At 42.1% G+C, this 22,572-nt stretch carries 17 protein-coding genes and 1 pseudogene; 11 read left to right on the top strand and 7 right to left on the bottom strand.

All coding sequences use genetic code 11. From position 1 onward, the window contains the following. From H5202_RS03050 to H5202_RS03065, 4 genes are all read left to right on the top strand, one after another. On the top strand, nt 1–997 hold a 997-nt coding region (locus H5202_RS03050), incomplete at its 5' end, for a histidine kinase (protein WP_182770749.1). Continuing rightward, entirely contained in the window at nt 994–1,704 is a 711-nt protein-coding gene (gene btsR / locus H5202_RS03055) for a two-component system response regulator BtsR (protein WP_182770750.1), read from the top strand. The genes H5202_RS03050 and btsR, both read left to right, overlap by 4 nt. Before the next feature lie 174 nt (nt 1,705–1,878). Continuing rightward, the gene (locus tag H5202_RS03060) at nt 1,879–3,339 is read left to right on the top strand and encodes a carbon starvation CstA family protein (protein WP_182770751.1); all 1,461 of its coding nucleotides are present in this window, start codon (nt 1,879–1,881) and stop codon (nt 3,337–3,339) included. Nucleotides 3,340–3,448: 109 nt separating this feature from the next. Next, on the top strand, nt 3,449–3,880 hold the full coding sequence (locus H5202_RS03065; RefSeq protein WP_182770752.1) for a VF530 family DNA-binding protein: 432 nt from the start codon (nt 3,449–3,451) through the stop codon (nt 3,878–3,880). A 27-nt stretch (nt 3,881–3,907) separates the two neighbouring features. On the opposite strand, the gene H5202_RS03070 is transcribed toward H5202_RS03065, so the two are convergent. From H5202_RS03070 to H5202_RS03080, 3 genes are all read right to left on the bottom strand, one after another. Continuing rightward, nucleotides 3,908–4,795: a hypothetical protein gene (locus tag H5202_RS03070; protein WP_259397172.1), complete on the bottom strand. Its 888-nt coding sequence runs from the start codon at nt 4,793–4,795 to the stop codon at nt 3,908–3,910. A 66-nt stretch (nt 4,796–4,861) separates the two neighbouring features. Further along, nucleotides 4,862–5,470, bottom strand: a complete 609-nt coding sequence (gene ribA / locus H5202_RS03075) for a GTP cyclohydrolase II (protein WP_182770754.1) — start codon at nt 5,468–5,470, stop codon at nt 4,862–4,864. Nucleotides 5,471–5,507: 37 nt separating this feature from the next. Next, on the bottom strand, nt 5,508–5,864 hold the full coding sequence (locus H5202_RS03080) for a YibL family ribosome-associated protein (protein ID WP_182770755.1): 357 nt from the start codon (nt 5,862–5,864) through the stop codon (nt 5,508–5,510). Nucleotides 5,865–6,312: 448 nt separating this feature from the next. Between H5202_RS03080 and H5202_RS03085 the strand changes: the two genes are divergently transcribed. Further along, nucleotides 6,313–8,790, top strand: a complete 2,478-nt coding sequence (locus tag H5202_RS03085) for a TonB-dependent receptor (protein ID WP_182770756.1) — start codon at nt 6,313–6,315, stop codon at nt 8,788–8,790. A 192-nt stretch (nt 8,791–8,982) separates the two neighbouring features. Continuing rightward, entirely contained in the window at nt 8,983–10,221 is a 1,239-nt protein-coding gene (locus H5202_RS03090) for an NADH:flavin oxidoreductase/NADH oxidase family protein (protein WP_182770757.1), read from the top strand. A 120-nt stretch (nt 10,222–10,341) separates the two neighbouring features. On the opposite strand, the gene nrdG is transcribed toward H5202_RS03090, so the two are convergent. The 3 genes and pseudogenes from nrdG to rssA all read right to left on the bottom strand — a co-directional run bounded on the left by nrdG (nt 10,342) and on the right by rssA (nt 14,572). Then, nucleotides 10,342–10,809 (bottom strand): anaerobic ribonucleoside-triphosphate reductase-activating protein, encoded by a 468-nt coding sequence (gene nrdG, locus H5202_RS03095; protein ID WP_182770758.1) that lies wholly within the window; start codon nt 10,807–10,809, stop codon nt 10,342–10,344. Continuing rightward, a pseudogene (gene nrdD, locus H5202_RS03100) lies at nt 10,809–12,926 on the bottom strand (anaerobic ribonucleoside-triphosphate reductase). Before nrdD ends, nrdG begins: the two are co-directional and overlap by 1 nt. 707 nt (nt 12,927–13,633) lie before the next feature. Next, nucleotides 13,634–14,572, bottom strand: a complete 939-nt coding sequence (rssA, locus tag H5202_RS03105; RefSeq protein ID WP_182770759.1) for a patatin-like phospholipase RssA — start codon at nt 14,570–14,572, stop codon at nt 13,634–13,636. Between the two features lie 182 nt (nt 14,573–14,754). Here rssA and H5202_RS03110 point away from each other — a divergent pair, with 182 nt between their 5' ends. From H5202_RS03110 to H5202_RS03130, 5 genes are all read left to right on the top strand, one after another. Then, entirely contained in the window at nt 14,755–16,110 is a 1,356-nt protein-coding gene (locus H5202_RS03110) for a DEAD/DEAH box helicase (protein ID WP_182770760.1), read from the top strand. A gap of 153 nt (nt 16,111–16,263) precedes the next feature. After that, a complete protein-coding gene (locus H5202_RS03115) occupies nt 16,264–16,701 on the top strand; it encodes a DUF3010 family protein (RefSeq protein ID WP_182770761.1) in 438 nt (145 codons plus the stop codon). A 126-nt stretch (nt 16,702–16,827) separates the two neighbouring features. After that, a complete protein-coding gene (locus H5202_RS03120; protein ID WP_259397173.1) occupies nt 16,828–17,427 on the top strand; it encodes a M48 metallopeptidase family protein in 600 nt (199 codons plus the stop codon). A 389-nt stretch (nt 17,428–17,816) separates the two neighbouring features. Continuing rightward, entirely contained in the window at nt 17,817–18,776 is a 960-nt protein-coding gene (locus H5202_RS03125; RefSeq protein ID WP_182770762.1) for a LysR family transcriptional regulator, read from the top strand. 183 nt (nt 18,777–18,959) lie between these two features. Beyond that, nucleotides 18,960–21,278: an OmcA/MtrC family decaheme c-type cytochrome gene (locus H5202_RS03130; protein ID WP_182770763.1), complete on the top strand. Its 2,319-nt coding sequence runs from the start codon at nt 18,960–18,962 to the stop codon at nt 21,276–21,278. A gap of 420 nt (nt 21,279–21,698) precedes the next feature. Here the strand turns inward: H5202_RS03130 and H5202_RS03135 are convergent, their stop codons facing one another. After that, a complete protein-coding gene (locus H5202_RS03135; protein WP_220493749.1) occupies nt 21,699–22,088 on the bottom strand; it encodes a hypothetical protein in 390 nt (129 codons plus the stop codon). Nucleotides 22,089–22,572: the final 484 nt, after the last annotated feature.

The raw sequence follows: 22,572 nt of genomic DNA on the forward strand, positions 1-22,572 counted from the left end.
GTCGAGTCAAAAAGTCGCCCAGATTGTAATAGAAGAAACGCAAGTCGGCGCAGTCGCCATTACCGACACCAGCAAGTTACTTGCATTTATTGGTATTGGGGCCGATCACCATATTCCTAATACGCCTATTTCCTCAAAAATCACTCTTGAAGCCATCACACAAAATAGTGTTATGTTTGCTGATGGTGTCGATACCACATATTCCTGTTCTATATCGCCCAACTGTAGTTTAGGCTCAAGCCTAGTTATTCCGTTGCGCAGTAACGACGAAGTCATTGGCACCATTAAATTATACGAACCTAAAAACAAATTGTTTTTAAACATCAACCGCACCTTAGGCGAAGGCATTGCGAGGTTATTGTCTAACCAAATTCTTTATGGTCGCTTTGAACAACAACAACACTTACTGATGCAAGCAGAGATAAAATTGCTACAAGCTCAAGTTAATCCCCATTTTTTATTTAATGCACTCAATACCATCAGTGCAATTATTAAGCGTGATCCGCAAATGTCTAAACAATTATTGCAGCAGTTATCGCAATTTTTGCGCATCAATTTGACCCGAACAACAGGGCTGGTGACAATGGCTGATGAACTTGAGCATATAGACGCTTATCTCGCTATTGAACGAGCTCGTTTTATTGACAAACTTCAAGTCAATATTGATATTCCTATTATTTATCATCACCAGAAAATGCCTGCATTTACCTTACAACCGTTAATTGAAAACGCGGTTAAGCACGGTACATCGCGGATGCTTGATGCTGGCATTATTAATGTTAAAGCCACATTAGACGGTGACGACTTATTGCTCAACGTGACAGATAATGCAGGTTTATATCAACCTTCTAACAACACTGATGGTTTAGGGATGAACTTAGTCCACAAACGAATTCAGAATTTATTTGGCAGCCAATACGGCATTGAAGTTGAGTGTGAACCAGACGTGTTCACCCGTGTTAGTGTGCGTTTACCGTTAAAGGAAATTGACCAATGATCTCGTGCTTAATCATTGATGATGAACCCTTCGCCCGTCAAGAAGTGGCAGATTTACTCGACAAACATTCTGATATAAAAGTACTTGGACAGTGCAGTAATGCCATCGAGGCCTTACAACAAATCAACCTACTGAAACCCAATCTGATTTTTGTTGATATTCAAATGCCGCGGATAAATGGCATGGAATTAATCGCCATGCTTAATCCTGAACAAATGCCACGAGCGGTGTTCATTACCGCGTTTGATGAATATGCAATCAAAGCATTTGATAACAATGCATTCGATTATTTACTTAAACCCATCGATGAAAAACGCTTCAACCAAACTCTAGACAAAGTCCGCTCCAACATGACGCCACAACCAATGACGCAAATATTGCCGACACAATTAGCCCATTTACCCTGCTACAGTGGCAGTAAGCTAAAAGTTGTTGCTGCCGCTGATGTAGAATTTATTGTCAGCGATGTAGGTGGTATTCATGTGTGCTCAAATAAAGGTTTTAGTCACACTCAATTAACCCTTAAGGTTTTAGAGCAAAAAACCACGTTATTTCGTTGTCATAAACAATACTTACTGGCCCCTGGTGCTATTTCTGAAATTGAAATCACCGACACTGGCGCAGAAGTCACTACCCATAGTGGGGCAAAAGTTCCTGTTTCACGTCGTTATCTTAAAGAGTTAAAGCAGTTACTTGGATTTCAATAACTAGGTTTACGCCACATAAAGCGTGACATGCCCCAAATTTATCTCACAACCAAAACCGCTCAGGGTGCCTATTTACCGCTTACTCTGCCTTTTTAACCTGTCACTCAGTTTGCCCCCAATACCCTATTTTGATGTTTTAAAATGGTGTCACTATAAAAATGGGGAGATAACAAAATGACGTGGTTTTTACTCTGTGTAGGCCTGCTTATTGGCGGCTATTTTATTTACGGGGCTTTTGTCGAGAAAGTATTCGGCATTAACACCCAAAGACAAACACCCGCTTTCACTCAAACAGACGGTGTCGACTTCGTGCCGATGTCTAAAGGGAAAGTCTATTTAATTCAATTGTTAAATATTGCTGGTGTGGGTCCAATTTTTGGTCCGATCCTAGGTGCCCTTTATGGCCCAGCGGCGATGCTATGGATTGTATTTGGTTGTATTTTTGCCGGTGCAGTACACGATTACTTTTCGGGGATGTTATCGGTACGCAATAACGGTCAATCAGTTCCTAACTTGGCCGGTAAATATTTAGGTAAAAATGCCAAACACTTTATGAACTTGTTTGCCATTATCTTATTATTGTTAGTTGGCGTGGTGTTCATATCTGCTCCTGCAGGATTACTAAGCAAACTTACCGGACTCGATGTCACCATCTTTGTTGGTATCATTTTTGTTTATTATTTAATTGCCACCATAGTACCTATCGACAAAATTATTGGTCGCTTATATCCATTCTTTGGTGCATTACTGGTCTTTATGTCACTTGGACTGATTATAGCGTTAGCATTATCAACCGAACATACCATGTTACCTGGTTTTGAAATGGGTGACTTCTTTAGCAACTTAAACCCAAATGACATGCCATTATGGCCAGCCTTGTTCATCACGATTGCATGTGGTGCAGTATCGGGTTTCCATGCAACACAATCACCTCTAATGGCTCGTTGTGTTGAGAATGAATCAAACGGCCGCTTTGTATTTTTTGGTGCCATGATTGGTGAAGGTGTAATTGCATTAATTTGGTGTGCAATTGCATTATCATTCTTTGGTGGGGTTGAAGGATTGAATGTCGGAATGGCTGGCAACCCAGCTAACGTCGTATACGAAGCCTCTAATGGGCTGTTAGGTACATTTGGTGGCTTCTTGGCTATCTTGGGTGTCATCGTATTACCTATCACCTCTGGCGATACCGCATTTCGTTCAGCACGGTTAATTTTGGCAGAGTTCTTTAACATCAAACAAATCGAATTACCGAAGCGTTTAATGCTCGCGTTACCATTATTTGTCGTCGGTGCCGTGTTGACTCAAGTCGACTTTGGTATTATCTGGCGCTACTTTGGTGTCGCAAACCAAACCACGGCGGTATTAATGTTATGGACCGCTTCAGCTTACTTATTGCGCCACAATAAATTCCATTGGATTTGTACTGTACCCGCTATGTTCATGACCTGTGTTGTAATTAGCTTTATGCTGAACTCTTCAACATTAGGAGCAGGTTTACCGATGACAGTGTCAACCATTGCAGGTTTAGTCACTACCGCAATTATTGCGATAATGGTTATTATTAAAACCAAAGGCAAAGGTGATATTGAAACTGATGAAGAAGATCAAGTTGAACTAGCCAACGAACTATAGATGGTAATATCATCAATAAACGGCAGCTTCGGCTGCCGTTTTTGTGTTGATATCACTTTGGCGACAATGTGGGTATAATATTGCCAAACTTAATTAGCTCGCACGGTCCATGACACAAGCAAACAATCCGCTTCACGGCATCAAACTAGAAACTATCGTGACTTCACTCGTTGAAAAGTACGGCTGGGAAGAACTCGCATCTAGGATAAACATTCAGTGTTTCAAAGATAATCCGAGTGTAAAATCAACCTTGAAGTTTTTGCGCAAAACCCCTTGGGCTCGCGATAAAGTTGAATACTTGTATCTTAAAGCAAACAAGTTACCTTTGCCGCCACCGAAAGAAGATAGCCGCGGATCTTTTGCGAGTAAAACTCGGCCTGCTAAAGGGAAAGTTATGGCAACTAAAGCCGTCTCAGTTAAATCGAGCTTAACTAAAACAGTCCCAAATAAAGCGGCATCACCTCAAGCAAACTCAGATAAAACCACCACAGGATCTGCAGCCCCTGTTAATGCGGATATTTGGGGATCAGGTTCAAATTAGTTTATTAATGTAAATTATCGGTAGGGTTTATAACGGAAATTCGAAAATTAATCGCCAAACTTTAAGCCCGCCACCAACTTGATAACTTAATCCAAAATGTTCAATTTCGACACTGTCTAAGCCTATCGCACTAAAGTTGATGGGCTTTGAAAAGGCTAACGTTGTGCCAATTTCATAAGTGTATGAAGTTAAAACATCCTTGCCAACTGGGGTAACAAATTTTAGTTTGTCGAAATACCAATGTCCTGCAATAAACAATCTCGGCTCAACACGAACATCTTGCCACTGCCAATCATAATTAACCCCAAAATCGATTCCGGTTTTAAAAACCGAATAGCCTTCTGTGCTGTCGTTTTGATTACTTTGGTAACCTGCATAATAAATCCGATTTACCCAAATAGGGGTGAACAAAGGCGCATCAAGTTTATAGAGTGCAGAAACGCCAGTGGAAAAAACCCCCACATGACTGTAAGTTGAAAAATTATGTCCATAGCCTAAATCAACATAGCTCTCTAGCGTTAACTTGTCGTCCACCAGCCAATGATATTCAAGTCCAGGGGTTAGAGTAATGGTGCCGACATTGTTAGGAATACTGCCTTGAGGTAAGTCATTAAAGGAGTAATCAAAAAAACCGAATGATGCAGTAAAGCGTAGTTTCAACAAATATTCATCTGTTGAGTCAAGCACAAACCCCATGGGAATATTGGCGACAGCCGCGCTTTGGCCTGACGTTCGATAAACACCGCTGCCTAAATAATTGGCAAATGCATAATGAGATGCGTCAGGTTCAGTGATCAGCTCAGGTGGTGTTGTAGGAGTTAATTCAGCAGCATGAATAATACTGCTGCTGACAACGAGCAATATCATCAAGATTAAACGGAAGGAAACGTGCATAAAACGCAAATAATCAAACAATGATGATCCAATTAGCGGTATGTTCTGCCTTTGTTTCATCATCATTTAGACTATTATTGTGCCAGATTATTCATCGTGGAAATGGTATTCAGACATCATATGGCCCAACTCGGTTGATTTGGTCTTTAAATATGATTCGTTATAACGATTTTTGCCCACTTGTAACGGAATACGTTCTGCGACTTCGATACCCATATTTTGCATCGCCATCACTTTACGCGGGTTATTGGTCATTAATTTCACTTTGGTCACGCCAATTTGCGTTAACATCGGCAAAATCATGTCGTATTTACGCATGTCAGCTTCAAAGCCTAAACGCTCATTCGCTTCAACGGTATTGGCACCGGCATCTTGCAGCTCATAAGCTCTAATTTTATTAAGCAGCCCAATCCCACGGCCTTCCTGGCGCAAGTACAGCAGAAACCCCTGCCCTTGTTCAGCAATACTCTGCATTGCTGCTTGTAATTGAAAACCACAATCACAACGTAAACTAAATAATGCATCACCGGTCAAACATTCAGAATGAATACGACCTAACATGGGCTGAGTGGGATCCAGTTGACCAAATGTCAACGCAACGTGTTCTTTACCTGTCGCGATTTCTTCAAAACCGTGCATAGCAAAAACACCCCAAGGAGTGGGTAACTTAGATGTTGCGATATACTTTACCGACATGAATTAACCTTACGACTACTAACTGTAAAAGAAAATATTAGAACTTAGCAGGCGCAAAACCTGTCACATCTTTTATGCCCATTTCACGGCCTAATGCCGTTAAAGGATGCACAACAACTAAACCTTTAACCGATTTATTTAACTTACCCATATCGGCTTGTTCGGCTTTAGTCAGCGTGCGCTTAAATCCTAACGCTTTCAACGCTAAACCTTCTTTGCTGAACTCGCGAGTTTGCTGACCTTTAATGCTGGCGATTCGCTTAGTCACTGTCGCCACTTCTTTCTTAAACTGCAGGACAATAGTGGCATCGCCACGTGCTTCAGCCGCTGCTAACTTACGACGAAACTTGTCTAATTTATCGTTCAATGTTTGCAGTTCTTGCTTTAAATTCATTTTATTACCTTAAGTGCTTTGGTGTGTTGGTGAATCATTTACGCTTATACGTTTATCACAACACCGTTTCGGAGGCAGATTATATACCCAAAACCACCTAAGATGCGAATAGCAAACGCTTCATATATGAATGTACAGGCAAAGTTTTTCAGCCTGAACAAACAATCTGGATATTATCACATTACAACTAATCATAAGTGCGATGACACGGTGTAATTATCGTATCACCAACACAAATCTACTTAAGCCACTTATTACCTAAGTTTCAACATGATTTATTCCCTTTACTGGCAAGTTCACCCTGTTCACTCCTTGCACAAATTGTTCAATCGGTCGGCAACCAAATCAGCAAAACCTGTTTCACGTTACATTTATCTAAAAACACCATTGCAATACTTATGATAATCATTATCATTCGTAATAATGTTAATAAAGAGTCTAACCCATTATGACGCCACTACGTTTATCTCTACTTGCCCTTGCTTGTCAAAGTGTACTGTTTCCTGTTTATGCTCACGCACAAACGCCGACTTCCCAATCAGAGGTTGCAGCACAATCTTCAGATGACACGGCCAATGCATCACCCTCAGCCAACTATGAACGAATAACGGTTTATGGCCGACAAAACCAAGTAGTGATGAACTCGGGTTTAGCAACCAAATCTGATATGTCGCTGATGGAAACGCCTGCGGCGGTAGTGATTGTTGATGAAGCATTAATTGATGCACAAGGCATCACCAACATGCAAGATTTAGTTCGTAATATCAGCGGCGTAACCCAAGCGGGTAATAATTATGGTATCGGCGATAATTTGGTCGTGCGCGGATTAGGCGCCAACTACACTTACGATGGTATGTATGGCGGTGCTGGATTAGGTAACACCTTTAATCCAACTCGTTCACTAACCAACGTGAGTTCCGTTGAAGTGCTCAAAGGCCCTGCTACTGGTCTGTATGGTATGGGTAGCGCGGGAGGAGTGATTAACCTTATTGAGAAAAAACCTCAATTTGACAGTAAACAGTTGTTTGAAGCCGAAGTGGGTCAATGGGATAGCTATTCTCTCATGGCTGATTCTACTGGTGGTATAACTGACGATTTAGCCTATCGTCTGGTGGCGAAAACAGCTCGTAGTACAGGTTATCGAGATCTTGGTACCGACCGCGATGAAATATATGGCTCGCTTAAATATGTGTTGAATGACAACCAAAATATTATGCTATCAACAGCATATATTAGCGATGCGATCCCCGTCGATTCAATCGGCCATCCTATCCGCATTTATAACGCAGCTTCAGTCGATGGAAAAACCGCTGGTGAAGTCAGCTGGCAAGACTTAGTCAACGACCCTACCAATAATGGTTTACAACTAACAGACGATCAGCGCCAACAATTAACCGACTCGTTAAGCGCAAATGATGGCCTAACACCGTATGAGTTTGGTCATAACGGTCTTATCTCACCAATGGCTAAAGACAATGAAGGCGAAGAGTTGCGCTTTAAACTAAGCCATAATGTGTACTTAACCGATGACTTATTTTTAAACCAACAACTGCAATACCGTAATTACGAAACCAGTTTTGCTCGTCAAACAGGGGCTTACAACTATGTTTACTGGCAACGTAGTGGCGTAATTAACGCCGACCCACGCGCACCTTTGGTTGAAGATGGCACCCTATATCCGTATGCAGCTCGTCGTCAGGAATACCGCAAAGTCTCGGCAGAAGAAAAGTCATGGCAGTATTTTGCCGACTTACGTTATGACTTCGACATTGGCAATATCAGTAACGAATTATTAGTTAATGCTAACTTTGAAGATCGCGATATTCGCTTTAAACAATATTCAATTTACGACGCTGATTACACCTTGAAAGATACCGATGGTAATTTGTCATATCAAGGTTCGCTACCGTATATTTATGATATCCGTAACCCAAATTGGGGCGAAGGTGAATTTGAAGACTACGATCCATTATTAACCAGTAACTACAATAAATCTGTCACAGCTTGGGGCTTGGGCTTACAACATGTGGGTTATTTAGGTGGCGGATTTACTAGCCGTATTGGTGTCGCATTCAATGAAATTAAACAAAGTTATGAACACTTGGGTGTCGATGCTCGTTACAGTAGTAGCTTAGCTGACCCTCAACCAGAAGCGGATACCACCGATAACGGTGTAACCTACAATTTAGGCCTAACTTATATGCCTACTGACGATATCTCTATTTTCGTTAATCACTCAAAAGGCCGTACAGCATACAGTGTATTAGGCGATGTAAAAGGCAATGAAGCGGACCGTGAAGATTCTCAATCTATCAGTAATGATTTAGGTATTCGTGCCAAAGCATTTGATGATCAATTGCTCGCCTCTTTGGTCTTTTTCAAAACATCACGTACTAATGTGGCTTATACCAATCCAGAATACGAAAGCAGCGAAGCAACACCAGATATCTTCCCGTATTTTTACGACGGCAGCGAAGATACTAAAGGGGTGGAGTTAGATCTGAATGCTTATTTAGGTGACCAATGGAAAGTCAACGTTAACGCGGTTTACCAAGATGCTAGAGACAATCAAAATCCAAATAGTAGTGATTATGGCCAACGCCAAAAAGGTGTACCTTACGTCACAGCGGGCGCTTGGGTAACTTATGCCGCAGAATTTGCCTTACCAGCACCGGTATCAATCAGTCTTGGGGCTAAATATGTCGATGAACGCAGCACACACTCTAGCTCATTTGGTATTCCAGATGGTTATGTGCCAAGTTATACGGTAATCGATTCAGCGATTAGTTATGACGTTGAACGTTATAAAATCCAATTGAACATTAATAACTTATTTAATGAAACCTACTACGATAAGGCGATGTTCTTAGGCGGATTACCCGGCGAAGAGCGTAATGCAAAGTTAACCCTAACTTATCGTATTTAAGCTCGTTCAACGTAAGCTTTGTTTGTTCAAAATTCAACTGCAAATCTAGCTGCTAATTTAGTACGAGATGATCAAAGCACTGCTTAATCGCAGTGCTTTTTCATACCTTTAGGATAAGGATAATTGACTATCTAGGCTACATGTAGGATAAACAACACATTAATTCAGCAGGTTACCTTAGGATTTTATTTCATGGCTAATACCATTTTTACACCATACACCTTGAGCAATGGTGCAGTCATTTCCAATCGATTGGTCAAAGCCGCAATGGAAGAAAACCTCGCCAATACCTTGCAACAACCAGACGATGCATTGTTCAACTTGTATGATGCTTGGGCAAAAGGCGGCGTTGGATTAATGATTACGGGTAATGTGATGATTGACCCCTTAGCCATGACAGGCCCTGGCGGAGTAGTATTAGATCCCAATAGCGCACTTGAGCCGTTCATCCGATGGGCCAAAATAGCGAAGCAAAATAACGCTAGAATATGGATGCAAATCAATCACCCTGGTCGTCAGGTGTTTAAAGCGATGGGTGGTAAAAATCTAGCCCCTTCAGCCATAGCACTCGATTTAGGCAAACACTCATCCATGTTCTCTCAACCAAAAGCGATGACAACGGCAGACATTGAAGACGTTATCCAACGGTTTGTTACCACAGCACAATTGGCTCAACAAGCTGGGTTTGATGGGGTGGAAATTCATGCTGCACATGGATACTTACTCGCTCAATTTTTATCGCCGTTAACCAATCAACGTAATGACCAATGGGGCGGAAAGCTTGAAAATCGTGCCAAGTTATTACTCGAAGTGGTTAAGCAAGTGAGACTTAAATGTGGTGCCGATTTCGACATAGCAGTAAAACTCAACTCTGCCGATTTCCAACGCGGTGGCTTTGATGTCGACGATGCAGAAAAAGTCATTAATATGTTGGCACAATTTCAAGTTGAAATGGTCGAATTGTCAGGCGGCAGCTACGAGGCTCCAGCCATGCAAGGTCGCAGTGCCGATGAGCGAACGCTAGCCAGAGAGGCTTATTTTTTAAGTTTAACAGCGCAATTGGTCCAGCGTAGCCCTATTCCATTAATGTTAACCGGCGGTATTTATCGCCTACCTGTGGCTCAACAAGTCATTGATGCAGGTTTTGCTTTATGTGGTATCGCTAGCGCTCTCGCCTTCTATCCCGACTTAGCCAATAAATGGCAAATTCAGCCGGAGTTTGTCCCGTCTATTCCAACAGTTAATTGGCAGAGTAAACCTTTGGCGGGACTGGCGACGATGGCCGTTATTAAACGTCAGCTTCGCCGCATAAGCCAAGGTAAGCAGCCACACATTAATGATTCACCATTGTGGAGTTTATTAATCGATCAATATAAAACTAAACAGCGCACTAAACGTTATCGCCATATTGTGGGTCTTTCTAATCAATAACGGATTGACGATTAGCGGGTTAAACATTTATTTGCTAACGATTAACGTGCTAACGATTAGCGCGCTTACAATTAAAGTGCAGACATTAAGCGACTAGTCTTAACGCCTTCACATAAAACGCTAGCGCGTAAAACGATGGATCTGTTGGTTGCTGCTACCGCGCCATAATAGCGCGGGGTCGGCTTTATCTTGCTCATACTTGCCGTCAATCAACACATTCACAAAGTTCACCACTGCTTGTTGCTGCGGTGTGAGTTCGGTTAGTTGATAACCGGTCCACAACCAAATATCTTTATCAGGGCATTCCTGCTTTACCCGCGTAACCAATTTTAATACGCCTTCAAGATTGGCGGGATGCAACGGGTCGCCTCCACTTAACGACAAGCCTCGGCGGTAAATACGAGTATCGGTTAAATCGTCAATGATCTGATCTTCTAGTGCCTGGCTAAAGACATGACCCGCATCCGTGCGCCAAGCACTTTGGTTATAACAACCTTTACAACCATGATCGCAACCGCTGACAAATAACGTACAGCGGGTGCCCTCGCCGTTGATCACATCAACACTATGGTATGCGCTGTAATACATTATAAATGCTTCACTCTTCGCTTAACTTCTTCTTGCTTACCGAAGTTAAATGGTCGTGCATCTGGGCTGCCTAAATAACCACACACGCGACGAGTAACAGACACTCGGCTTGGCTCATGATTACCACATTTAGGGCACACAAAGCCCTTACTAGTACAATTGAATTCGCCAATAAAACCGCAATCGTAACATTCATCAATCGGGGTATTGGTGCCGTAATATGGCACTCGGCTATAACTGTAATCCCAAACGTTTTCGAGCGCTTCAATATTGTGCTGCATGTTGGGATATTCGCCGTAACAAATAAACCCGCCATTGGCGATGGCTGGATAAGGCTGTTCAAAATCAATCTTATCAAAAGGATTTACTTTCTTTTCAACATCTAAGTGAAAACTATTGGTGTAATAGCCTTTGTCGGTCACACCTGCCACAACGCCAAACTGGGTGGTATCAAGCTGGCAAAAACGGCTGCATAAGTTTTCACTTGGGGTACTGTATAAACTAAACCCATAACCTGTTTCTTGTTTCCAAGACTCAGTGGCTTGCTTTAAATGACTAATAATGGCGACAGCTTTATCGCGCAATTGAGCATTATCAAACACGTGTTCAGCATTGCTATATAAAGCATTAATGGTTTCGTGAAGACCAATAAACCCTAACGAAATTGATGCTCGGCCATTTTTAAAGATTTCGCTAATATCATCATCTGCATTTAGGCGTACACCACAGGCGCCTTCCATATAAAGGATTGGTGCTACTCGTGCTTTGACTCCAGCTAAGCGGGCAATACGCGTTTCTAACGCTTTACGGGCAATTAACAACCGCTTATCAAGTAATTGATAAAAGCGCTGTTCATCTTTGCCTGCTTCCAACGCTATACGCGGTAAATTAAGGCTGACAACACCTATGTTATTGCGACCTTCGTGGACCAATTGACCATTTTCTTCATAAGCGCCCAAGAATGAACGGCACCCCATAGGGGTTTTAAACGAACCGGTGACCTTCACGACTTGATCATAATTGAGAATATCTGGGTACATGCGCATACTTGAACACGTTAAGGCCATCTTTTTAATGTCGTAATTAACATCAGTCGCTTTATGATTCACGCCATCTTTAATGGCAAACACCAATTTTGGAAAGACTGCTGTTTTACGATTTTTACCTAAACCAGCCATGCGTACAGTTAACATCGATTGCTGAATTAAACGCGACTCCCACGACACGCCTAAACCAAAACCAAAGGTCACAAACGGTGTTTGCCCATTAGCGGTATGCAAAGTGTTGACTTCGTATTCAAGTGACTGGAATGCGTCATGACACTCTTTTTCGGTTTGCGTCATCGCATAACCTTCTACGTCAGCCACTTGCCATTTTTTTGCGACGCTAAGGTGCTTTTGGTAACTGATTTGCACAAACTCAGCTAACACTTCGTCGATACGGTTAATCGTGGTACCACCATAAATGTGGCTCGCCACCTGGGCAATAATTTGCGCCGTAACAGCAGTAGCAGTTGAGATAGACTTAGGCGGTTCTATTTCAGCATTACCCATTTTAAAACCATGAGTTAACATGCCGGCCAAATCAATTAGCATGCAGTTAAACATCGGGAAAAAAGGTGCATAATCTAAGTCGTGTTAGTGAATTTCGCCTTTTTCATGGGCGGCTACCACATCTTTTGGCAGTAAATGGGTTTTAGCATAATGCTTGGCCACAATACCCGCTAATAAATCACGCTGGGTCGGAATGACTTTGGCATCTTTATTGGCATTTTCATTTAAAATCGCACTATCCGATTGCTCAACTAAACCGCGAATAGCACAATTTAATTTACTCTGGGTTTCACGGTGTTTATCTCTATCGTGACGGTACTCAATGTAATGACGCGCCACCGACTTAAACGGGCCCGACATCAATAAGTTTTCAACTGCATCTTGTAGTTCGTGAATATCAACTTCGGTCTTCACAGTCATTTGCTGCTCTACCGTCTGCGCTAACTGCTGTGCATATTGATGGTCGGCTATACCTGCAGACTCCATTGCTGCCACAACAGCCTCTTTGATTCGACATCCATCAAACGCAGTTCGGCATCCATCCCTTTTCACTACTACAAGCATACAGCCATCCTTTACAAGCACTATATATAGCGCTTAAATACACACACAACACAAGATAGAGTGTATTAGACACATTAACGCTGAGCATTACCTTGATCCAGATCATAATTGTCGGCAGTACTTAATATTGAAAAAACACTTGCTATCAGCGATAGATATTGTAGGAATTGCAACTGATTTTGACAGAGTAATACAATGGCAGAAAATCGACATAATTTAACGATTTGGATGTTTTGCTGAAGGATAATATGATGTCAAAACACCATAAGTGTTGTATTTGTCGGCTTTAAATGGTGCGAAATGACGATATTAAGTCATTGATCGAACCTTAAATGGCTAGATCAACAACATAAATAACGTGCCCACTGTACCTAATTGTTCGGTCGTTATCGTTAGATAATTACGGGTAGATAATTACGGGTAGAGAACTATGGGTAAGTAACTACTAGATAATGACTCAATAACCATGAGATAACTATTAGACAGCTATTAGACAACTATTAGATAACTACCAAATAGAAATAAGATAACTATGAGAGTGAATAGTCTCTTCAACCACATCAGACTGCGCAGGTTTGACAATACCCTTGCAGGGGAACAACCCAGAATTAATGGAAAACATCTATTAACTAGCAAATATTGACCTAGCGGCGGTTAACGGGTGTATTTATGATAAACACACCACCATATTCGATACCGCTGCAAGGTTACTTTAAGGTTGCTTCGATTAAATGCTTAATATCATTTACGGCTTGCTCACCGGCTTTAATCGCTTCTTTAGCGCGATGAAACTCCATGGTGCCAATGTCACCCACATCCGGCACGATACAAATATCAGGTGGCTCGCCCATTAAGCGTGAACGTTTATGGCGTTGTTCCAAAATATCCATCGATTGCGACATCACCGCCAGCATACCAGGATGAGATTTTGAACTTCCCAAAGAAAACTTATCGGTTAAGCCATTCATGTAATCTTTGCCTTTACCCCATAAATCTATAAAGCCCGATTCAAGCTCGCGCTTTTCATCAATAGGCTCAGACTTAGAGGCTTTACGGCTTTTTACTTGCTCTGGGATTAAGTGCATTTGGCCACGACGATGACCATTTAAATCCACCGCAATAACCACATCAACGCCCATAGATCGAGCTAATGATACCGGCACAGGATTCACTACCGCACCGTCAACAACCCAACGGCGGCCTTGCTGTACTGGGGGTAAAAAGCCCGGCATTGAACATGAAGCCCTAACAGCATGGCGTAAGTCACCTTCTTTAAACCAAATTTCTTGCCCTGAATATAAATCAGTAGCGACTGCTGCAAAGGGACGATTTAACTGTTCAATATTGAGATCGCCAATACGATTAGCTAAGACATCAAATACTTTCTCGCCGCTAATTAAGCCGCCTTTACGCCAACCCAAATCCATTAATCCGAGTACATCCCAACTCGAAAAACCACTCACCCAGGTTTCAAGTTCATCCAAGTGGTCATTGGCATAGGCAGCACCCACTAACGCCCCCACCGAACAACCCGCTACTTTGTCAGGATAAATACCTAACTTGGCTAAACCATTCAATACCCCAATATGTGCCCAACCTTTAGCGGCTCCACTGCCTAGCGCTAATCCCACGGTGAGCTTTGTCATCTTTCGTTCCTTCCATGCTCGGTATTCATTTTACGATACGCCAGCCTGAATCGACCAATAGCGGCGTCAAACTCAGTCAATAATATAAAGCTAAAAAATAGCATAACTAAAGCGACTCTTGTTGGCTATAGCAAGGTGAAACAGCTATAATCGTCGGCTATCATTTTTTAGGGGATTTACCTTTGCAATTTACCGATTTTTCGTTGGACAAGCGCCTGCTTGACAGTCTAAAGCACCTTGGCATTTCTACGCCTACCGATGTTCAAGCGCAAGCACTTCCCATTGCCTTATCAGGTAAAGATTTAATGGCATCGTCTAAAACCGGCTCAGGTAAAACCTTAGCGTTTTTATTGCCAGCAATGCAACGCGTGATATCCACTAGAGCATTGTCGAAAAAAGATCCTCGGGTACTTATCTTGTTACCGACTCGTGAATTAGCCCAGCAAGTTTATGGCCAATTACGCTTATTAGTCGCCAATACCCAATATAAAGCCATTAGCGTACTCGGCGGTGAAAACTTTAACGACCAAGCCAAAGCATTGTCCAGAGATCCGCACTTTATTGTTGCCACACCAGGACGTATTGCGGATCACTTACAACAACGCCATTTATATTTAAATGGTTTAGAATTATTGGTTCTTGACGAAGCTGACCGTATGCTCGATTTAGGTTTTGCTCCGCAACTTAAAGCCATTAACGATGCAGCCGATCATAAACGTCGCCAAACCTTAATGTTTTCGGCCACGTTAGATCACAACAGCATTGGTGAAATTGCGACAACATTGCTTAAAACACCAAGCCATGTGTCTATCGGTGAATCTTACACTGAACATAAAGATATTGAGCAACGGATTATTTTGGTTGATCACTTAGACCATAAACAAGCCTTGTTGCAACATATCTTGAGCCATGAAACACATAAGCAAGTCATTGTATTTACCGCAACGAGATCAGATACAGACCGTTTAGCCACGCTATTGGCAGCACAAGGTTTTGCCACCTCAGCACTCAGTGGTGATTTAAAGCAATCGGCTCGTAACCAGATAATGGATCAATTTGCTCGTGGCCAATCGCAGATATTAGTCACCACCGATGTCGCATCGCGCGGGCTTGATTTAATCAACGTATCATTAGTGATTAACTTTGATATGCCAAAGTTTGCCGAAGAATACGTCCATCGAATCGGCCGTACAGGTCGTGCTGGCGCTAAAGGTGATGCGGTTTCATTTGTAGGTCCTAAAGATTGGGACAGCTTTAAAAAAGTGCAGATATTTTTACGCAAAAACTTTGAACCTACAGTAATCGAAGGCCTTAAAGCCAAATTTAGCGGTCTAAAAGATAAGCCTCAAGCAGGTAAAACGGGTACAAGTGCAAAAGCAGCTGTAGTCAGCAATAGAGTTAGCGCGCCTAAAAAAGCTAAAGCGGCACCAAAGAGTGATAAACGCTTTATTACTGGCATCGATGTCGGTGATGCCCCAGTGCGCCGCAAAGTTAAACCTATTGTCATTATCGAAGAAGACGGCACAACAGAAGACTAAATGGCTCATAAATCGCGGAGAATCTGCAGATAAATGGCCAATCATTTTCGATGACAGAATAATGAATGTAAGGTAATACAATACCTTACAACAAATGAACGATAACGAGCATGCCAACGGCACTCTCGTATGAATAAACCAGTAAGGATTAACATGAAAATTTGTGGTGTGGAATTAAAAGGCGGCGAAGCCATTATCTGTTTACTGACCTATGAAGGCGAAACTTATAACGTGCCAGCATGTCGTAAAGTTTCATTTAGTATTTCACAATCAGCTAGCACTGACTCAATTCGTGAATTCGATTTTGCGTTTAAAAAACTCATGAACGATTACAAAGTCGATGAAATAGCCATTATTGAACGTGAGCAAAAAGGTAAGTTTGCCGGCAGTGCCACCAGTTTCAAACTTGAAGCGGTACTTCAATTAATGGACATGCCTGTTTCGCTTATTTCACCATTGACTATTAAAGAGCAATTAAAGCGTAACCCGCCACAAGTTGACTTTGAATCATTGGATCTTAAACGCGTCCAGCTTAATGCATTTGACGTTGCTTATGTTCAGCATAACCGACTCATCTTCGGTAAAGTGTAACCCACGGCTTTCACCGTTCTATATTGGCGTTATCGATACCGACTCAGATAGCGGTAACGCCAAAAAATCAGTTGAACTACAACCATGTCAGATACTAAAGTTAAAACTCATAAAGCCCCACCTAAAATGCCGGTCAAGTCGGCAAGCCAATCGTTAAAGCCAAAAGCAGATCTCAGCCTTTTAGTCACCAGTGCCGACATTAAAAAGCAGCAAAGTGAACAAAGTGCATTGCGCTATTTGAATGGTTATCGTCCTGACGTGGTTGAGAAAATCCGCCAACTCGTTGATGCTAACGCCTTAGCCGCTCACTTTTTAACACGCTACCCCAAAATACACGACGTTCGTACAGACAAAGCCTTATACGATATGACAATAACGTTAAAAAATACCTATATGCGTCAGTCTGACCCATTATCCAAAGTCATTTTTGACGAAAAAATCAGCTTAAGTCACCATGCCCTGGGTTTGCATTCTTATGTTAATCGCCGCCAAGGTAATAAAGTTAAAGCCAAAAATGAAATTAGAATTGCTGCACACTTAAAACACGTTCCGTTTGAGCTATTACAAATGGTAGTAGTGCACGAACTGGCCCACCTGCGTGAAAAAGAACACAACAAAGCTTTTTATCAGTTATGCTGCTTTATGCTAGCAGATTACCACCAGCTAGAATTTGATATGCGAGTATGGTTAGTAGCAGAAGAAGTCGGACAATCACCCTACCAGTAATGATTAAGACCGTTTACTGATTATTATCAGAATTTTGTTATTAACTTGTATTATTAAATATCGTTCATGAGTGTAAAATAGACAATACTGAGCTATCCAGTAGATTCAAAGCAGCACTAGCGGTTTGATCCGCCTTGTAGCTTCATCCGCCCAATATCAGTCCTTTTATCACAAGCCCTTTATCAACAGAACCTAATCTCGCCATTTTATTATTCGCTGTGTTTTTTATTAGTTACATGCTCAAACATTATAACTGAGTCACAATTTTTGCATCTAAGTACAAGGCAAGATGTATACAAATTGTAACCACTGTAACAACTGGCGTATGCTGCAAACCACTGTTAAATCATTTCCTTATTTGATATTTATTCTAAGAGAGTTTCATCATAATGACTCAGCTACTTAAAAAGAAAATCCGTGAACTCGATTTTTTCAGTCTACTGGTATTTAAATGTATCTTTGATACTGGTCAGGCGAATATTGCAGCCAAAATGCTGGCGGTTTCGGCATCCAAGATCAGCCGCAGTCTCAGCTTGCTTAGGATTGCCTTCGATGATGATCTGTTTTATCGGCGGCAGCAAGGGCTCAAGCCCACACTATTAGCCGAAAACCTGTATCAACCCGTTTATCAATTAATCAATTCCGTAACCAGTCTAGAACAGGTGGTCACCGAAAAAGCGAGTCAAGACCAGCTGCCGATATTGCAACTGGCTGTGGAGCCGATGCTAATGCGAAGCCTCTCACTCAAACTGGCCGATAAGGCAATACAACAAACGTTGGGACCAGTGCGCTTGCATGTTTGGAATGATAACTCGCTCGACATGATCCATAGGGGCGAACTTGATTTTGGGATTGCCTTTGAGGCGTGCGATTTCAACGAACTGACCAGTGAAAAAGTCTATTACAATGGCTCTGTGTGTTTGGTTGCCAAAGAAACTCATTCCATTTGGCAGTCATATCCCGATATCCGGCTCGAAGATATCTGTAACTATTCTTTTATATATTTAGTCGCCAAGGGGTTCAACGATAAAATCGATCCTCTGGAACAATTCGCCCGAGAGCAAGATCTCAGCACAAGCCGCATGGAAAAGATGGTTAATTATGAAGAGTGGTTAGCCCACTTACAGACCTTGAACAGTATAGCTTTTGCCTCTTCATCGGAAATGGCGTTACTCGACAGCATGCTGGGATTCAGATGCGAGTTATTACCCCAACAGGATATTGTCAGATTATTTGATTCTATCAAACAACCCAAAGCTTATTTAGTGGAAAGAACCCAAGCCCACAGACGTTACCACAATGACATTAGGCAGGAATTACTGACCTTGCTTAATAAATGGTTTAATTGATGGATATTAACTTTATTTTCACTTTGTGCAATAAGGGTTTTCGGATAGAGGGATTGCCCTTTCAGCATCTATAATCACCTTTCACAAATCAAGTACAAATTCCCAACAACGTTCCTAACTTACCTTAAGATGAAATCACTGCGATAGCAGTTCGGATCAATCAAAAAGTGTAAAGGAATGATGATGAACAAAAAAATAAATTTATCTATATTAACATTGGCGCTCGCTAGTGTTCTGAGCTTAAGCGCATGTGGTGACGGCAACGATGGTAAAGATGGTGTGGATGGCGCAACCGGTGCCGCTGGTTTAGCAGGCCCTTCAGGATTACCAGCCGGATCATTTGTCGACACAGTAGCTAACGCTGCCGATTTTGTATTAACCATAGCACCAACAGATATTGTGGTAACCGGTTCAGCACCTTTTTCGATTAAATTTACTGCGACAGGTAAAAATAACACCGGAGACGTGGTTCCATTTGTTGGTTTAGACACTATCGCGCTCTATGTTACTAACCAAGTAGAAAATGCCACTGAAACTGGCGCACCCATGGTGTGGTCCAATAATGCATTGGTCAATAAGTTTGGCACAAGCATGTATTGTACCCTAGACGGCTCAGCCACTACTCACAGCGGTGATGTTGTTGATGCTTGTACATTAGTTGCCGATGCTGAAAACCCTGGCACTTATACTGGTACTTGGGAACATGATGGCAATGCGCCTGTCGTGCTTGCTGATGGCAACCCAGAAAGCTTGTTTAGAGTGATGGTTCGTACCTACAATGTGACTGATAGTTCAGGTGAAGGGATTAGTGATAAGTTATTATCAGCGCCACTCGATTTTATTCCTGCCACCGGTGAACTTGCGGTATCGGCTAAAGATTTAGTCGCTAATACCAGCTGTATCAAGTGTCACAGTGAGATAACTGGCTATGGTGAAGGTGATGAACGCATCGCTAATATTGGTGCTCATCATAACTATCAGCAAGTTGAAAACTGTATCGCCTGTCATAACCCAGCGAATGCCGCTGACCCTGAATATGCAGAATTAGGCTTTAACATTGACTTGGGGCCTATGGTTCACACCATTCACTCAGGTGCCTATAATGCTGAACAAGATCTGCTAACTGGCAAGGCCCTTGAGTTCAGCAAAATTGGCTCCCCCAACGATCTGGAAGACTGTACTAGCTGTCATACCAGCGATGAAAGCTGGAACAAAAATGTCTATGCCCAAGCATGTGTAGGTTGTCATATGGAGGTTGACTTTAAGACGGGCGCAGGCCACTCAGAGTTTAACCTAGCCCAAGCCGATGATAGCCAGTGTATGGCTTGTCATGCAGAAGGTGATCTTAGTCCTGTTAACGCCCATAAAATTGGCGATCGTGCAGCGACCATAGCAGCGCTTGACGTCAAGGTTAGCAATGTGTCTTACACTGAAGGCGTTGCCGTTGATGATGAAGATTCATTATCAGTCACACTTGACGTGCAATTTAACGGTCAAGCTGTTGCCGAAGGTTTTGCTTTCACTGACTATGCACAGAGTAGTCGTGGCGCTCCTCTTGCCTATCTATTGGTAGGAACCGTAGATGAGCAAGGCACTATCACATCAAACTTACAGATGGATTTTGTCGATGCTAAAGCAGATGCCGCAGGCAAGGTAACCGTAACAACAACGGGTCTTTTAAACCTTGATCAACAAAGTCTGTATCTAGCATCATCAATGCTGCTTTGTAATAATAAAGCACTTGAATTAGCCGCTTGTGACGGTTCTGAACATCAGGATCGAATTTCAGTTGCGATGCCAACAAAATACTGGAATCTTGCCGAAGCTGATGGTAGCAAGGCTAACGAGGGACGCTTAAGCCAACCAGAACGTATGACGGCAAGTGAAGAAGGTTGTAATAGCTGCCACGGCACGCTAGTCAATCATCATTATGGCAACCTTACGTTTACCCAGTGTGCTAACTGTCACAACGATACCACTCCGGGTTCTGTCTTTGAAGGCGCGTATACCCAATCTGGCGTAGATGCAGATGGTGAGTTTGAATATGAAGCTATGCCTGGTGTCAAATTCTACAACCATGATTTGGTGACTGTTGCTCATCGCTTACACAGCGGTATTATGAACAGAGGCACCGGCGCCTCTATCTATCGTGACACCGCCAACGAGTTGGTTAACTACTCTGCAGTGCAAACTGAGTGTACGGCGTGTCATAAAGCCGACGCAAAATTCTTCACCGCCGATGGCGGCCTAACTTCTGGTAAACGTGCGATTGCGGTCAAGAGTAATGACGTGATCAATTACATCTCACCAGTAGCAGAGTCTTGCCGCTCATGTCACGCCCACGCCAATGAAGCAGCTTACGCTCACTTCAGAAGCAATGGCGCGACAACAGTTGAAGACGCGGCAACGACGGCTAATCTGCCCGTCGAGTCTTGTGCGACTTGTCATGCTGAAGGTAAAGCTTATGGCGTAGATAAAGCACATGCAGGTATTGTACATTAAGTAACGTTACCTATGGATTGACCTTGTTGTATAAGGGCTCATAACTATTCTTTATCTTAATTGGGGGCCTTAGAGCCCACTTTTTTGGCGATTGAAAATGTTATCAGCAGTAATTGTGGAGGCTATGTTTACTTGCTGAATTTTCCTCCAAGAAGCGACAGGTACATTTATCGTCTTTACCTTCTGCACTATTCAAATATATAAATTGAACGGGAATTATCAACAAATTGAGTGCAAGATGGAAAATGGAAAATGGAAAATGGAAAATAGAAAATAGAAAATAGAAAATGGCGAGTAATACTGTAAATTCAACGCAGTACTAACAAAAATGGGTGGCAATTTTCTATCCGCTAAGCCTTTTGCATCCGAGTTTAGCACTAGAGTATATTTTTATTGCAGGGAATTTGCGCTGCAATAATATTATAAGCGAAACTGTATTGACAGGCCCATATAAGTTTCCTTGTCTGTTGTATGAATAACAGGCAGTAGAATATATTTGTCTGTTACATAGGCGCCGATAGCGGAGCCTAGTGCATGTGATAGAGCGTCGGCAAAAGCGTTACGAAAGTCGTTTTCTCCTTGGGCATATTCATAATATTGAGAAATACTTCCTACGACTGTGCTTATAGTAAATCCCATCCATGCCCTGTCATAGTTCGGCCAGAAGTCATCTGAAATAGCAACTATGGCCCCTGCGGTAACTGCTCCGCCGAACGCATGGCTAATTTCGCTATTAAAACTTATGCTTCCATTTGCATGGGATTGCGTCGAAAAAAGCAGCGCCAATAAAAGTAAAATAATTTTCCCCATTATTCCCTCCTTAAAGCAAACGCATTGCGATATGAGCTTAAAGCTTATCAGAACAACTCTCAGTTGACGTATTTATTTCAGGAAGTAACAACAATATCAACTGTTAGAACGAGTGTTAGAAATTCGCAAACAACCGTTCTGCTAAACGCCCATGCCGATTATGAGTATACCCAACACCCATAGATCGACAACCGAAAGCCCACAAGTTGTGTTGAAACATTACGTTGCGGAAAATGAGGGCTAAATTGGTACACCATAATGGCATCAAAATATTTGTAAATACATTTACATCAGATGTGTTATCTAAAGCGTTTGTGTTTTCATTTATTGCAATAAAAAAAACAATAAACAAGATCAATAAAACTCATAAATTAAATTAACATTTTGGCTTGTAGCCATGAAAAATTGTTTTGACTTTGGCTATAGATATAATTTAGAAAAATTACGAGACACAAGGCGTTATGCACTAACAACCTTCGATTTT

The sequence above is a fragment of the Shewanella sp. SG41-4 genome, assembly GCF_014164505.1.
GTDB lineage: Bacteria > Pseudomonadota > Gammaproteobacteria > Enterobacterales > Shewanellaceae > Shewanella.

Bases quoted from the DNA above. Each gene is read 5' to 3' on its own strand.
- nrdG (WP_182770758.1), bottom strand. From the start codon at position 10,809: ATGTATTACAGCGCATACCATAGTGTTGATGTGATCAACGGCGAGGGC.
- rssA (WP_182770759.1), bottom strand. From the start codon at position 14,572: ATGACAAAGCTCACCGTGGGATTAGCGCTAGGCAGTGGAGCCGCTAAA.
- ribA (WP_182770754.1), bottom strand. From the start codon at position 5,470: ATGTCGGTAAAGTATATCGCAACATCTAAGTTACCCACTCCTTGGGGT.
- H5202_RS03060 (WP_182770751.1), top strand. From the start codon at position 1,879: ATGACGTGGTTTTTACTCTGTGTAGGCCTGCTTATTGGCGGCTATTTT.
- H5202_RS03120 (WP_259397173.1), top strand. From the start codon at position 16,828: ATGCCGGTCAAGTCGGCAAGCCAATCGTTAAAGCCAAAAGCAGATCTC.
- H5202_RS03090 (WP_182770757.1), top strand. From the start codon at position 8,983: ATGGCTAATACCATTTTTACACCATACACCTTGAGCAATGGTGCAGTC.
- H5202_RS03065 (WP_182770752.1), top strand. From the start codon at position 3,449: ATGACACAAGCAAACAATCCGCTTCACGGCATCAAACTAGAAACTATC.
- H5202_RS03135 (WP_220493749.1), bottom strand. From the start codon at position 22,088: ATGGGGAAAATTATTTTACTTTTATTGGCGCTGCTTTTTTCGACGCAA.
- H5202_RS03115 (WP_182770761.1), top strand. From the start codon at position 16,264: ATGAAAATTTGTGGTGTGGAATTAAAAGGCGGCGAAGCCATTATCTGT.
- H5202_RS03080 (WP_182770755.1), bottom strand. From the start codon at position 5,864: ATGAATTTAAAGCAAGAACTGCAAACATTGAACGATAAATTAGACAAG.
- H5202_RS03130 (WP_182770763.1), top strand. From the start codon at position 18,960: ATGAACAAAAAAATAAATTTATCTATATTAACATTGGCGCTCGCTAGT.
- H5202_RS03125 (WP_182770762.1), top strand. From the start codon at position 17,817: ATGACTCAGCTACTTAAAAAGAAAATCCGTGAACTCGATTTTTTCAGT.
- btsR (WP_182770750.1), top strand. From the start codon at position 994: ATGATCTCGTGCTTAATCATTGATGATGAACCCTTCGCCCGTCAAGAA.
- H5202_RS03085 (WP_182770756.1), top strand. From the start codon at position 6,313: ATGACGCCACTACGTTTATCTCTACTTGCCCTTGCTTGTCAAAGTGTA.